General features: G+C 66.3%; 14 protein-coding genes. 5 read left to right on the forward strand and 9 right to left on the reverse strand.

What is annotated here, in order from left to right; all coding sequences use genetic code 11:
* Positions 1-16: 16 nt before the first annotated feature.
* Positions 17-460 carry a DUF2147 domain-containing protein gene (locus tag PV762_RS04575; RefSeq protein WP_421033838.1) on the reverse strand — a complete coding sequence of 148 codons (444 nt, stop codon included), beginning with the start codon at positions 458-460 and terminating at the stop codon, positions 17-19.
* A gap of 108 nt (positions 461-568) precedes the next feature.
* Entirely contained in the window at positions 569-1,753 is a 1,185-nt protein-coding gene (locus PV762_RS04580) for an MFS transporter (RefSeq protein ID WP_421033839.1), read from the reverse strand.
* A 134-nt stretch (positions 1,754-1,887) separates the two neighbouring features.
* Here PV762_RS04580 and PV762_RS04585 point away from each other — a divergent pair, with 134 nt between their 5' ends.
* Entirely contained in the window at positions 1,888-2,649 is a 762-nt protein-coding gene (locus tag PV762_RS04585; protein WP_421033840.1) for a TetR/AcrR family transcriptional regulator, read from the forward strand.
* A 110-nt stretch (positions 2,650-2,759) separates the two neighbouring features.
* Here PV762_RS04585 and PV762_RS04590 read toward each other — a convergent pair whose 3' ends face one another.
* Both PV762_RS04590 and PV762_RS04595 read right to left on the reverse strand, forming a co-directional pair.
* Positions 2,760-3,284, reverse strand: a complete 525-nt coding sequence (locus PV762_RS04590; RefSeq protein WP_421033841.1) for a hypothetical protein — start codon at positions 3,282-3,284, stop codon at positions 2,760-2,762.
* Entirely contained in the window at positions 3,241-3,966 is a 726-nt protein-coding gene (locus tag PV762_RS04595; RefSeq protein WP_421033842.1) for a hypothetical protein, read from the reverse strand. Before PV762_RS04595 ends, PV762_RS04590 begins: the two co-directional genes overlap by 44 nt.
* Positions 3,967-4,206: 240 nt before the next feature.
* Here PV762_RS04595 and PV762_RS04600 point away from each other — a divergent pair, with 240 nt between their 5' ends.
* The 3 genes from PV762_RS04600 (at position 4,207) to PV762_RS04610 (ending at position 6,115) form a co-directional block, all read left to right on the forward strand.
* Positions 4,207-5,406 (forward strand): DUF3667 domain-containing protein, encoded by a 1,200-nt coding sequence (locus PV762_RS04600; protein WP_421033843.1) that lies wholly within the window; start codon positions 4,207-4,209, stop codon positions 5,404-5,406.
* Between the two features lie 5 nt (positions 5,407-5,411).
* Complete coding sequence (locus tag PV762_RS04605; RefSeq protein WP_421033844.1) at positions 5,412-5,723, forward strand: hypothetical protein; 312 nt, start codon at positions 5,412-5,414, stop codon at positions 5,721-5,723.
* Between the two features lie 74 nt (positions 5,724-5,797).
* Positions 5,798-6,115 carry a hypothetical protein gene (locus PV762_RS04610; protein WP_421033845.1) on the forward strand — a complete coding sequence of 106 codons (318 nt, stop codon included), beginning with the start codon at positions 5,798-5,800 and terminating at the stop codon, positions 6,113-6,115.
* A gap of 19 nt (positions 6,116-6,134) precedes the next feature.
* Here PV762_RS04610 and PV762_RS04615 read toward each other — a convergent pair whose 3' ends face one another.
* From PV762_RS04615 to PV762_RS04630, 4 genes are all read right to left on the reverse strand, one after another.
* Positions 6,135-6,452 carry a hypothetical protein gene (locus PV762_RS04615; protein WP_421033846.1) on the reverse strand — a complete coding sequence of 106 codons (318 nt, stop codon included), beginning with the start codon at positions 6,450-6,452 and terminating at the stop codon, positions 6,135-6,137.
* 134 nt (positions 6,453-6,586) lie between these two features.
* The gene (locus PV762_RS04620) at positions 6,587-7,570 is read right to left on the reverse strand and encodes an NAD(P)/FAD-dependent oxidoreductase (protein ID WP_421033847.1); all 984 of its coding nucleotides are present in this window, start codon (positions 7,568-7,570) and stop codon (positions 6,587-6,589) included.
* A 24-nt stretch (positions 7,571-7,594) separates the two neighbouring features.
* A complete protein-coding gene (locus PV762_RS04625) occupies positions 7,595-9,823 on the reverse strand; it encodes a hypothetical protein (RefSeq protein ID WP_421033848.1) in 2,229 nt (742 codons plus the stop codon).
* 22 nt (positions 9,824-9,845) lie between these two features.
* Positions 9,846-11,363: a peroxidase family protein gene (locus PV762_RS04630; protein ID WP_421033849.1), complete on the reverse strand. Its 1,518-nt coding sequence runs from the start codon at positions 11,361-11,363 to the stop codon at positions 9,846-9,848.
* Between the two features lie 831 nt (positions 11,364-12,194).
* Between PV762_RS04630 and PV762_RS04635 the strand changes: the two genes are divergently transcribed.
* Positions 12,195-12,578 carry a hypothetical protein gene (locus PV762_RS04635; RefSeq protein WP_421033850.1) on the forward strand — a complete coding sequence of 128 codons (384 nt, stop codon included), beginning with the start codon at positions 12,195-12,197 and terminating at the stop codon, positions 12,576-12,578.
* 76 nt (positions 12,579-12,654) lie between these two features.
* Here the strand turns inward: PV762_RS04635 and PV762_RS04640 are convergent, their stop codons facing one another.
* Positions 12,655-13,155, reverse strand: a complete 501-nt coding sequence (locus tag PV762_RS04640; protein WP_421033851.1) for a PEP-CTERM sorting domain-containing protein — start codon at positions 13,153-13,155, stop codon at positions 12,655-12,657.
* Between the last annotated feature and the right edge of the window lie 73 nt (positions 13,156-13,228).

Genomic DNA, 13,228 nt, shown 5'->3' on the forward strand with positions numbered 1-13,228 from the left:
CTCCTCGTTCTGGTGTTCAGGACTTGCAGACCGGCGTGGCGGGCAGTTCCGCGACGCGCTTCATCTGCTCGGTCTGGCCGAGGATCTCGGTCCCGATGTAGGCGCGGATGTAGAGATCGCCGCTCTTCACGCGCAGCGCGCCCTTGTATTTCTTCTTGTCGCGCGGGTCGTAGACCCAGCCGTCACGCCAGGCCTCGTTCTCGTAGCGGTCCAGCTGCGCGATCTGGATGCCGCAGGTGTCGCTCGCCTTCCCGGCGTCCTTGTCCCAGACGATGCGGCCGCACAGCGCGGTGGGTTTGTCGTCGCAGGGCTTGAACTCGATGACGGCGCCGCCGTCCGCGCTCAGCCAACGGCCCTTGGCGTCGTCCGGTCCGATGGCCATTGCCATGCCGGGCGCCAGCGCGGCGCACAGCGTCGCGATCGCGACGCCTCGTCGTGGAAGGGCTTGTCGATCTGCCATCGCGACCTCTCCGGAGGGACGGGCCCTCGCGTGAATTGGATAGTGATGGCTATGGTATAGCGATGACTATCTAATTTGATTTGCGGAGAAACCCTGGCGATTGGCCAGTCAGCCCGCCGCTTGTCTTGAGGCCGAGCGAGTCAGCGGCAGCGCGAGGATCGCGAGCGCTGCGAAGCCTGTGGCCACGAGGGGCACGGGCGCGACCTCTTCTCCGGTGACGACCAGCGAGGCCATGAGCGGCCCGAACGCGCTGCCGAAGAGCTGTGCGGCTGGCACCAGCGACGCGACGCGCCCGCTGCCATCGACGCGGAAGGCGAGTGCCATCTGGAAGGGCAGCATGAACAGCCAGGTGAAGGTGAACAGGCCGCAGAACGCGGCGAAGGCGGTGGTGCCGCCTTGCTCTGTTCGCGCGATGCCGAGCGCGCAGAGCCCGAGCACGACGGCGCATCCCAGCAGCACGGGGCGCACCGGCAGGCGGCGCACGAGCCAGGTCCCCACGCTGCCCCCGACGACCTGCATGCCGAGTCCTGCGGCGATGAGCGTCTGGACGGCCAGCGGCGAGAAGCCCGCGCGGGTGCCGAGCGGTTCGGCATAGGCCCACAGCGCACCGAGGGTGGCGAGCTGGAGGAAGACGACCACCAGCGTGCCGACGCGCGGCCTGGTCCACCGCATGCCGATGCCGGCCTGGCTCACCGTGGGCGTGAGCGGTCCGAGCGGCCGCGCGAAGAGCAGGGCGAGCACGGCGGCCGCGCCACAGAGCCCCGCCAGCACGGCGAAGCCGCCCTGCCATCCGTGCGAGGGAATCACGAGATGCGCCAGCGCGAGGCCGAGCACCGACTGCGCGAGCGTCTGCACGACGAAGAAGAGCCCGGCGAGGCGCTCCGGCACGGCGGCGCGGACGAGGACGGCGGTGGTGCTCCAGATCATCAGGCCCTCGGCGACGCCGGCGCCGGCGCGCACGAGCCCGAGCGCCAGATCGCCCACAACCCGCATGGTGACGAGGTTCAACGCCGCCGCGGCGAGCGCGGCCAGGACGGTGACCGACCGCAGCGACTGCACCCGCAGCGCGAGGTCCCCGATGAGGACGCCGAGGCCCAGGGCCACGATCTCTCCCATCGCCACCAGCCCGACGCCTTCGAGCGTGACATGGCCGGCTTCAAGCAGCGCACCCAGGAGCAGCGGCTGCAGGCCGAGCATCAACAACGCCACCGAGCCGACAGCGATCGCCAGGATCTGCGCGCCGCGCGAGCTGGTCGAGGCGGGCGCAGGAACCGTGAAAGGAAGTGTGCTCATCTCGGCGCAAACCATGCGTTGGAAGATGAGCGGAGATCTTATAGTCATGGCTATCTTTCAGGGGTGCTTGCCAACCCTGGAAGAATCCCGCAGTGCTTACGCCCGTTCATGCCGGTCCATGCCGGTTCATGCCCATGCCCCAGACGCGCCGCAAGACCTCCGACAACGCCTTGGACTCCTCGCCGGACTCGACGACAGAGCCCACGCCGACCTCCGGGTCCGCGCGCGGGTCCTTGCCGGAGACCTCGACGGAGTCCTTGCCTGACGTGGCGGCTCCGCCGTCCCTGGCGGGGAAGAAGCTGCCCGCGCAGCAGCGCGCCACGGAGACCTACGAGCGCATCCTCGAAGCCGCGGCGCAGACCTTGATCGAGGTGGGCGTCGAGCGGCTCTCCACCAACCTGGTGTGCATGCGCGCGGGGTTGTCGCCGCCGGCGCTGTACCGCTACTTCCCCAACAAGTATGCGCTGCTCTACGAGCTGGGCCAGCGCCTGATGCAGCGCCAGAACGAGTGCGTCGCCAAACGCATGTCGGTGGAGGTGATCCGTGGCGGCGTGCCGGCGTTGGAAGAGACGCTGGCGGAGCTGCTGCTCGACACCTACGCGGCCACGCGCGATACGCCGGGGGGTGTGTGGATCATGCGGGCGATGCGGGCCGTGCCGGCGTTGCAGGAGGTGCGACTGGCCTCGCACGCGGCGGTGACGGAAGCACAGACGCGGCTGCTGGTGAAGGCGCTGCCGGGCGCGAAGCGCGCGGAGCTCAAGCTCGCGAGCCGGATCGTCGTCGAGCTGATCTACGCGACGGTCGAGATGCTCTTCGACGAGAGCCTCAAGCCCAAGGAAGTCGCGCGCATCACGGCGGGGATGATGGCGAGCCACCTGGCGAAGGTGATGCGCTGATGCGCTGATGCGCTGATGCGGTGATGCGGTGATGCGGTGATGCGGTGATGCGGTGATGCGGTCTCGGGACGAGACCTTCGCCCGTTATCTGCCTCCGCCATCTGCCTCCGCTATCGGCAGACCTCTTCGATCCATGCGTTGGAGCCGGGCTTCAGCGGGACCAGCTTTCGGCCGTTCGCGCCGTCGGGCATGAAGCAGAACTTGCCCACGTAGCCGCGCGTCGGATCGGAGGAGTCCGAGGACCGCGTGTTCAGGTGGACCTGATACACCTTGCCCGATTGAAGCTCGGGCACCGGTGTGGGTTTCGACGTGGCGCCTTCCGGCGTCTGCCCGTAGGCGACGCAACTGTCGGGCGACAGGGTCGGCAGGCGTTGCTGATCGAGCATCACCGACCAGACCCTGTCGACGGGTTTCGTCGAGGTGTCGCTGATCAACACGGCCTGCAGGCGGATCGTCGGGCCGCGTGCGGCCTCCTTGCCGGAGATGGTGAAGCAAGGCTGCCCGTCCTGCAGGCGGACCTCGGCGTCGCCCATGCGGGAGGTGGCGCAGGCGGTGTTCAGCGACGCGCAGAGCGCGAGCGCCAGCGTGGACTCAAGGCAGGTTCGCCTTGTCGGCCGGGTTCTGGAGGAAGGCATTCAGGACCTCTTCGAAGAGCGTGATCTGATTCGCGAACTGCTGTTGGCGCATGGCCTCGGGCGCATTCATGTGCTTCAGGGCGAAGTAGTCGGCGAGCAGGTCGCCCTGCGACTCCATGTTGTAGTCGCCGAGGGTGGTGCCCGACTTCAATTCGTAGTCGTACCCGAGGCCAATGCGGATGGCGCCGCGCAGGCGCACCGGGTAGCCGAGCTGGTATTGCCAGACATGGACCATCTCGTGCATGAACCACTGTCGGGTGTAGACGTCGGTGAGGGAGAAGTCTTCCTTGAAGCGCTTCGGGTTGAAGTAGATCTCGCCGTTGGGTGTCATGGCGGTGTCGTCGGGCTGCAGGCCGAAGGGCAGGTACTCGTCGTTGTGGACCTTGACGCGCGTGTAGTCGAGGGCGTCCTTGAACAGCAGGCGCGCCATCGCGATCTCGCCGGAGGTGAGCCCGCGGGATCCGCCCTCGGGCGTGGCGATGGGCTTCTGCGGCGCGGGGACGTACGGGGCGTTGGCGGGCGGGGTGAAGTCCGCGCCGACCAGAAGCCAGTTGTCGCCGGCGGACGCGTCCAAGCCCACGGGGCCGGGGCGCGGCGAGTCGCCGAGCCACTTCGTGCCCGGATCGGACATCAGCCGGGCAATGTCCAACCCGAGCGGACCAGGAACGGCGGCACGTGCCATGTGAAGTTCCCCTGCAGACGCCGCGGAGAATTCCGGCGGCGAGCGGCCCATGTTGCCGGGTTGGCGGGGAGGGTGCAAATGACTCTTGGCCGGTCGTGAAGCGGACTGCCGGGACGACAGGGCATGCCGCGTTGCCTGCGGGCGGGCAACGGCGGGTTTTGCCGACCTCTGGATGCGGAGGGCGGAGGAGATACTTTGCGCCGTGGCCGCGCGTCGCGGCGCTTGTCGGGGTAGGGAGTCATGAGTATCCAAGTCGAGGCGGCCGGCGAGATGCTGGTTGGCGCCGCCGTTGCTCAGGAGATCGCCGGCGGCAACGGGGCAGGGGCGGAGGCCGCTGCCTCCAAGCATGCGCACGGGGCCTGTGCCAACTGCGCCGCGCCGCTGCAAGGCGCGTTCTGCCACCGCTGCGGCCAGGCCGCCCACGTCCACCGCTCGCTGGCGCACTTGGTAGAAGAGTTCCTCCACGGCATTCTTCATTTCGAGACGAAGGCCTGGCGCACCTTGCCGATGCTGATGCTGAGGCCGGGCAAGCTGACCCGCGAGTACATCGACGGCCGGCGCGTCCGTTACGTCTCGCCGCTGGCGCTGCTGCTGTTCCTGCTCTTCGTGATGTTCCTCGTGTTCTCGCTGACCAGCCCGACCGTGACGGTCGGGGGAAATCTGAACTCGGCTCAGCTCGGCAAGCTGGACCAGACGCTGGAAGCCAGCCGCGCCAAGCTGGGTGAGCTGGAAGCGCAACTGGCCGCATTGCCGGCGGGGGACGCGTCGCGCCGCCGCATCGAGTCGGCCATTGCCGAGCAGCGGATGGAGGTCGCGGGGATCGAGCAGGCGCAGCTCTTCCTGGACCCTCAGCAAGCCGCGAAGAATCCCGAGGCGGCGCGGGCCGCCGCGCAGCAGGTGCGAGCCTCGCTCGCGCGTTATCTGCCGTGGCTGTCCGCGCCCGGCATCGACGGCAGGATCGACCGCGCGCTGAGCAAGGCGGAAGGGCCGATGCTGCAGATCGAAGGCACGTCAGGGATGCCGGTCTTCGAGCGCAAGCTCAAGCATGCGATGGAGAACAAGGAACTCGCGCTCTACAAGATCAAGGGCGCGGCGGCCAAGTTCGCGTTCCTGCTGATGCCGATCTCGCTGCCGTTCCTGTGGCTGCTGCTGGTGACGCGGCGGCGTTTCGGCATGTTCGACCACGCGGTGTTCTCGCTGTACTCGTTGTCGGCGATGGCGTTGCTGATGAGTGCGGTGGCGATCTGCGGGTATTTCCGGTTCGCAGGCGTGGCGGTGCTGCTCGCGACGGTGGTGCCGCCGCTGCACATGTTCGCGCAGCTGCGCGGGACGTATGCGCTCGGTGTTGGCGCCGCGGCGTGGCGCACGCTGGCGTTGCTCTTCATCGCAGGAGGCGCGATCCTCGTCTACAGCCTGATGATCGTGCTCGTGAGCATGTGAGCGAGATGACGCACCTGCAAGTGCTGCTCGTTTCGACGATCACCTGGGTCGCCTGGTTCCCGACGATCGTTCTCGAGTATCGAGCGCGTAATGACCCGGGCTCCATCTCGATCTTTCCGGCACCGTTCATGCCGTTCGTGTTTTGGGGCCTGGCGTATGTCTTTCACCGGGCTCATTTGCAGGCAGGAGTGACTGCGATGGGCGTTTTGCATCTTCCGTTTCTGGCTTGGATGATCGGCAGCATGGCCCTCTCGGGGTGGATCATCTATCGAGAAGGCAAGGCCGTCTCCAAGCGGAGGCAGGATGGCAAAGGTTGAAGTCGGATTCCTCGCAGCGTAGGCTGTTCATGATCGCGTACGGAGAGCGCTTTGGCCGTCGGAATGAACGCTGAATGAGCATCGACGTCGGGAGGATCACGCGGCTTCTCACGATGCGCGCCCACCTGCGGTCTGCAGCGGGCTATCTGGGTACGCCCATTCCTCAGCACATTCCGGAGCATGTGCCATTGGCGCAGACATTGGAGCTGCTGTCAGAGCCGATGCTGATCGCGTGGATGACTGAGCTCGCTCACGAGGGCGCTGCTGGGAAACCAAAGGCGGCTTTCTGGCGAATCCTTGAGCAGGCGGCTGAGGTGGTCGGGTTGCAGGAGTGGGCGGTTGAATACCGTGCTCGGTTCTTCAGAGTGGTCGCCGCCAAAGATGGCGGGTGAGGGTACTCGCTGACCTTCGTCACTTCGACCAGCCGCTCGCCACCCCGTTCGACTCCACAACCACGAACCCAGAAAACTCGCGGTCGGCGATCAAGATGCGCCCCTTGTTCGCATGAGCAGCGATGAAGTCAATGGCGGCGGGGACGGTGAGCATGCCGCCGACCTTCCGATTGGCCTCGACGAGCACCAGCTCGGCAGCGATGTAGCTCCGCACGAGGTCTTCGACGACCGAGACGCGAAGCCCCTGCTCATCGACCACCACGACCCATTCGCTGGCCGATTCCGGGCGCTTGGGAAAAAGCTCTCGCATCAGCTCATGCACGCGACGTGGGTTCATCGCCTGATTCTCAGGCATGACTCGGGAGGGGGTTCCTGATGGGCTCGGCGTGCGCAGCTGCATTGACCCGCTGAAAACCTGCTCAGGTGCCACCTTTGAAAGGGAGACACCATGAGCACGCGTGGCCTGACGGTCTACGCCGCATGGCCAAAGAGTCTCGCTTCGCGGTAGTTGGCCGCCATCTGCCCGGCGTCATGCTCATACGAATCGCGAAACCAGTCGGCATAGGACCCCAGCGCCCCCCGCGAAACCGCCCGCGCAGCCATGACGCCACTCATGGCGGCCCGCAGTACGCCGTGACCCGAGGAAGGGTCCAGCTGTCCTGCGGCGTCGCCGCAAAGCAGCCATCCCGCGCCGAAGAGGTGCGAGGCCGTGCTCCAGGTGACATCGGCAGCCCGCACCGCGGGTTCGTGCTTGCCGATCAGGTGTGGCGGCGTCCAGCGCCGTTGGGATGTCAGGCTTGCCTCGGTGACGCGAAGCCAAAGCGCCCTGTGATTGCCCACCTTTGCCGTCCAGGTCCAGCCGGTGGAATCGGCGCGCAGGTGTGGAAGCACGGGATAGTCGGCATCCACGGCGGCATAGCCGTATCTCGCGTGCAACCTGGGTGACCTAATGCTGACTTCAACGCCCAGTCGTCGCATCAGCCATCGCGCCCGACCGGTGGCATCGAGGGTCCAGTCGGCGTGCAGGTCGCCCTGCATCGTCTTGAGACCTGCCACGCGTTCACGCGCGACCAGCAGATCCAGAGGCCTGCCCTCGATGAGCACCGCTCCTTGCGACACGGCGTGCCTCAGCAAGCGGCTGTCCAGGTCTTCACGCGACACCTGGAAACCGCACCAGGGGCCTTGTTCATCGGCGCCGTAGGGCACGACGGCGGCACGCCCGCCCCAGGTGACGCAGGTCGCGGCGAACCGAAGGGGCGTGCCTTCAAGCACGGCAGATTCGGCGCCCAAGGAAGCGAGCACCGGCTCGATGCCGGGGCTGAGCGTCTCCCCGGGCCGATGCCTGGGAAAGGGCGTGCCTTCCACGATGGCGACCGAGCATCCCTCGCGCAGCAGGGCGAGCGCCGCCGCGCATCCGGCCGGTCCGGCCCCGAGGATCGCGACGTCAAAGCGCACGGGCGGCCTGCTTGAGCTCGACACCTAGGCGCGCGTCCAGAGCGACTGTGTGGACCGTCGTTGAGCCACGACGCCCGAGCCCAGGGCGACGAAGAAGAACCTTCGCGCGGTCAGGCGCAGCAGCTTGCGTCGGTGGTTGGACGGGTGATCCGCGACCGCCCCGATTCCCCCGGCAATGGTTTCGATCCGGTAGACGCCGGGGCCCGCAAAGACGGCTCCGACATCCTGCTGAGCCTTTTGCAGCTCCGTATCGCCGAACGACGGCACACGGAACGACAGCACCAAGTGGTCGTTGCGATCGCCACCAAGCACCCGGTAGACCCGGGAGATGGCCGTCATGCGCTGCGCGAACTCGTCACTGCCGACCCGGGCCGTGAGGCGCAGGGAGAAGCGTCCCTCCAAGGCCTCCTGCACATAGTCGACATGCATGAAGTCGGCGCATTCGGCGAAATCAGTGCCGTTGATGTTGACGATCTTCGGGCCGGTCACGCCGTCCCACGGCAGCAGCCCCACTTGGCCGATCTCTTCGTCGGTCAGAGGCGCCACGGTGGCCTGCAGGTTGGGGTTGGGATGGGGCGACATCCCGCGCGAGGCATCCGGGGCCACGGCGGGCCAGAACGTGCTGAGCGCCGCGCATAACTTGGCATCTTCCGGGAACGGACTGCCCAGGCCGTAGGCGGCGAGGTGCTGAACATCTGCGCCCGCGATCCTCAGCTTGTCCGTGCTGACGTCCCAGCCGGGCGCGTACACCCCCGCGCAGTCGTCCGGCAGGCAGGAGTGCCTGATGCAGTCGTGGGATACCGGCCGGGTGGTCCCGGCGGCGATCGCGGCAAGCAGCGGCACCACCGCGGTGACCGTCCGGTCTGTCTTCACGAACCGGTTGCCGGGCATCTGCAGGTTTGCGGGCAAGCGCGTGTCGCAGAGCGGCTCAGGGGGGACACCCCAAGAATCGATGGGCGCTCGCTCGAACATTTCCCGCTGTCCGGCCGACGGAAAGAAGTCCGGCGCCGCGACGAGCGAATAGGCGGTCACGCCGGGCAGGGTGACGTCGCCGGAGGCCCCGTCCAGCCCCTGGACGGCCACGTCAACCTGGCCGTCGCCCGTGAAGTCCCGATAGTGCAGCGCGTCATACCCGCCCTGGCTGACCGTCTGCAGGACGTCCGGGCGGCTGGCGTCCGCATTCAAGTCGATGAGCGCGCCGTTTTTCACCTGGGTGCGCACGTGCACATAGGCGGGTGCCGGGCGCACCTCGGCCTGCGTGTCGGGATCGATCCGGCCGCGAGGCTCGAGGGCGGCGAAGACGCTGGCGGAGGGCTTGACCGCAAAGGTCAGGAACGCGCCCCCGTCCTTGGCTTCCTCGACGAAGCGGGCATGCGGTACGGGTACGACCCGGCCTTGCGCGTCGATCTCCGCGATCCCGTCGGAGTACTGGTAGGGCGAGTGCGTGGGCACGTTGGGCAGGCCTAGCGTGATGGAGCGCGTACGCCGGATCTTGTCGTTGTAGTGAAAGGCGGAGAACGCGACGGTCAGATTCAAGCCTTTGATGCACTCCCTGCCCCCGAAGAGCTTATGCACCGGCATCCAGAAGTCCTGGTTCGCGTCGCCACTTTGCGGGCGCATCTGGCGGCCGAGCGCGCCCTTGCGCGGCACCGCCAGGTAGGCGACATAGCGCGCCGGACAGACGTGGAATCCAAACGCGTCGCTGGCCACCTCGGCGCGGTAGCCGCGATGGCGGGAGTCGTACTCGGGCGGGTGTGTGCCGACGCGAGCCACCCCGGTGCGGGAGAACGCCAGGTCCGCTTGGAGGCGCGAGCAGGTGTCGCGCGCGGGTCTGTACTCACAGGCGAAAACGACGACCGAGAACTTCTGTCCGGCAGCGAGGCCGGCGCGCTGGCGCAGCTGTGCCAACGTCGGGGGCGAGGCCGCGAACACGTAGTTCTCCACGCACTCGAGTTCCTTCTCGGTCGGGAATCCGCTCAGCCCTTCATGCACGGAAGACGATGCGAGTGCGTGGTACAGGAGGCTGCGGCCGGGCAGGCCGGGCTCGATGCCGCACTCGCCGCCGACGGCGAAGTCAGTGAAGCCAAGGACGTTGCGGTCGACCATGAGCTTGGCGCGCAGCGCCGTGCGCAGGTCCTTGGCCGTTGGCTGCTGGATGTCCAGCAGACCGCCCGTCACGCGCATCAGGAGGTCCCGCCATCCCAGGGGCGCAATGCGGTCGCAGACGACCTTGACATCATCGATCAGTGCCATGGCAACTCCTTCGCGGATGGACTCATTCGGCGACACGCCTGGAGAGGGCGCCCGCCTTCATGAGCAGGTCCTGAAGGTCGAACTGGCCGGGGCGGGGGCCGAGCGTCGGGATGAAGGACACGTTCAGAATGGACGTCGGATTGGCCTGCATGAGCCCGACGATCGTCTCGGCCACGATCAGGCTGCCCAGGGGCCCGAGGTGATTCCCATTGCCCTTGGCCTTCGCCTCGGCCAGCACGTAGAACCACAGCGGCGTGCGCTCGTGCAGCTCCAGCTCCTTGAGGACATCCCATTGCCCCTTCTCGTCGGGGCGATCCGGGGCGCGGCAGGCGGCCTGCAGCTCCGCTAGGGTCAATCGTTTCTCCGCAGGCAGCACGGCTGCTGCGAGCGCCTGGCCGGTGGGCAGCGCGAACAGGTAACCTCGCAGAAGATTGCGAGCAGCCAGGAATTTCATCGGGTCCGTTTCCTTGGGCAGCGTGGCCAACATGGGGGTGAGCGTGGGGTCGATCGGCATCGCCCGGTCGGCGAACATCAGCTCCCACTCGATAATCCAGTTCTCCGCCAGCGTCGGGTGTCCGTCCAGGTCACCGCTCTTCTTGGTGAACTCGAACACCAGCTCGAGCGAGCCGACGGACTGCAGACCGACGCCAGGAACGCGTCGGAAATTTTGATTGAAGTCGTACGTCTGCCGGATGAGGCTGTGGCCAAACCGGTAGGCGGCCACGGCGAACTCAAACGGCATGAACTTCTCGACGCCGCGCGGGCGATACAGGCGGGTGCCGTGCTGGAGCACGTCGCGGATGACAGTGGGGTCGCAGACGCGGGGCAGGAAGTCGGTGAGGATCACCCACTGGTAGTGGTGGGTCACCAGCCGGCGAGCGTCGTCAAAGGCGAAGCCGTCGTCCACCACGGCGTTGTGGAACTTCAGGAAAGCCAAGTGCAGCTGGGCGACGATGGTGTTCTCGTCGTTGCGCGGGTCGCCGATGCGCGCCTCCCGAAAACGGGGGGATTTGGGATCGGTGACGCGCGGAAGGTCGTTGTGGTCATCCTTGTTGGGGGGGCGATTCCCCACGGGGACGACCGTTCCCAGGTCAAAGCGATCGCCCGTGAACGGGACGGCCAGCTCGGTTTCGTCGGGAGGGGGCTGGAGCCCGTACAGGGAGTCCAGGTCGAACCCGCTCGTTCTGCGGTTGCGCAGCAGCGACCGGATCTCGTGACGGTCGAGGGGACGAACCTCGGTCTTCTGGATGAGCTCGTCGGGCGACGTCGCGCCCACGGCCGTGGTCTGCGTGATGTCGTGGTCGACGAACTGTCCGAGATAGGTGTAGGGCGCGGGCATGTTCGAGCCCGGGTCCTGCGCGCCCGGGTCGAAGACCATCGTTTTGGCGAGCGCGCGGAGCCGCGCCGCCGTATCGGCTTCATCGGGAAGAAAGGCGCCAGCCCCTGCGGCGCCGAACTCGGGGACCAGGTAATCAAACTTGTCCCACTCGAGGATGTCCAGGGGATCCTGGTTGAAGTGCAACGACGCCCCGTGTGCCATGAGCTTCTCCGTTACGGAAGGTAGCTGGGATGCGCGTTTGTAGCTCCGAAGCGGGGCAGTGCAATCCTCAGATTTGAGGAGGCGAGCTGCCTGCTCGACGTCCCGCGATGGCGCGGCCGACAGAGAGCCCTCTCGACAGAAGGCCTGGTGGACAGCGCGGACGCGATGCCGTCTGCCACTGCGTGCAGCAGCTTCCAAAGTCGACAAAGCGACTCAGGCCTGAAAAGTGTATTGAAAGGCCTTTGTCTCAGGCCACCTCTGCATTCGACGGCAGCGACAGGAGCACCGCTGTAAGCAGCCTGTAGTAGAACCAGCCAGCGCAACCCGAACGACCGCATAGCGCCCGACATCGTGAGCATGGCCACCGGCAACGACGGTTTCCCATCGCTGCAAAGCGGTCAACCACATCGTCTCGCTCCATTCCGTTGCCCATCCACCTCAGATCAATGAGAGTGCCGATTTGAGGAGCGCAACGTCAGGCTCCAGTGCGATCTGACAAGCCCTGACCCTCCAAGGTGGGAGCCCATCCCCGGCATTCCCTCTAAAGAATGAACCGCCAGAAGTCTTTGATATGGATCAAAGAACGAAGTCCCGATCAGACGCAGCATGGACCCCGGTGTTTCAAAAGCGCCGTGCAATTCCGGCTCCGATCCTGCGATCGGTGTCCGCGTCCCTGATGTCTCGATCAAGGGGCGAGATGGGCCTCTCCGCGAGGACGGCCATCACGTCATTGCCGTGCTTTTGACATCTCGCCCACCTCTCCGCTCGATCCGAAGGCATGTCGCCTTCAACGTCGGAGCCGGTGGCTGCCAATCTGGAGTGAGGTACGACATGGCTAGCTTCCAACAAGCACGCATCGACGAGTCTGACAAGCCAATGCGCTCTCGGCATCCTCTGGCGGGCTGCGATCAGCAGACGCTGATCAGCCTGCAGCACGGCTGGGGCATGACCGAGCCGCAGATCTTCGGGCCGCGGCTGGGCTCGGATGCGATCTGCCTTCGGGCGGATCTGACGACCGGCTCCGCGCTGTCCAATCCGCGCGCTCTGCTGGTGAGCGGCGCGTCGATGCTGTCCCTGCTCGCCGACAACACCGCCGAGTGCGATCCGGCCAAGCACGTGGCCACCGCCGTCAAGGAGTCCTTGCGCGAAGCGCTCGGGATGCTCGGCGTGGTGGAGCGCGCCGTGGATGAGGATCTGAGGACGGTGGTGGCTTGAACGCGAGACCTGCCGCAGCGCCAATGAAAAAACCGGCCTCAAAGGCCGGTCTCATTCAATCAATGACTGCTCAGTCTCAAACGCGTCTGCGATGAGCCGCTCCCACGGCGCCCAGCGCGATCACAGCCAGCGCGATGCTCGCCGGCTCGGGCACATCCGCCGCATCCACCGAGGCAATCGTCAACGTGCCGTGCTGTTCACTTCCGAACAGGACCGTTTCGAAGGTGCCGAACTGAGAGAACACCCCAGCGTCGAAGTAGTAGAAGACCGTCGTGGAGTTGTCCGGCATGAAGCCCACGGTGTCGTATCCGGACATGGACAGGAAGCCTTGCGAGGCACCGCAGGTCCCCAGCGAGGACGTGCAGGAGTCCAGGCTTGCCAGCGGGATGTGGCCAGGGGTGCTGATGAACGTGGGCACCGTGAAGGTGAACGCGCCGGTGCCAAAGCCGTTGTATGAGGAATTGGCGGTGAAGCTGTAGACCACATCCGCGTGGGCGGCTCCGCCCCACATCAGCATCGCAACACCCGCAAGGAAGCCGGCAAGCGCCTGGCCGAACGTTCGAACTTTTCGTTGCATGGCGACTCCCCAAGAAAATCGTCATGCGCGCATTTCCTGTGCCAGTTTCAAAAGATACAGGGAACAATTTCGG

The sequence above is a fragment of the Mitsuaria sp. CC2 genome (assembly GCF_048957715.1).
Lineage (GTDB): Bacteria > Pseudomonadota > Gammaproteobacteria > Burkholderiales > Burkholderiaceae_C > Roseateles.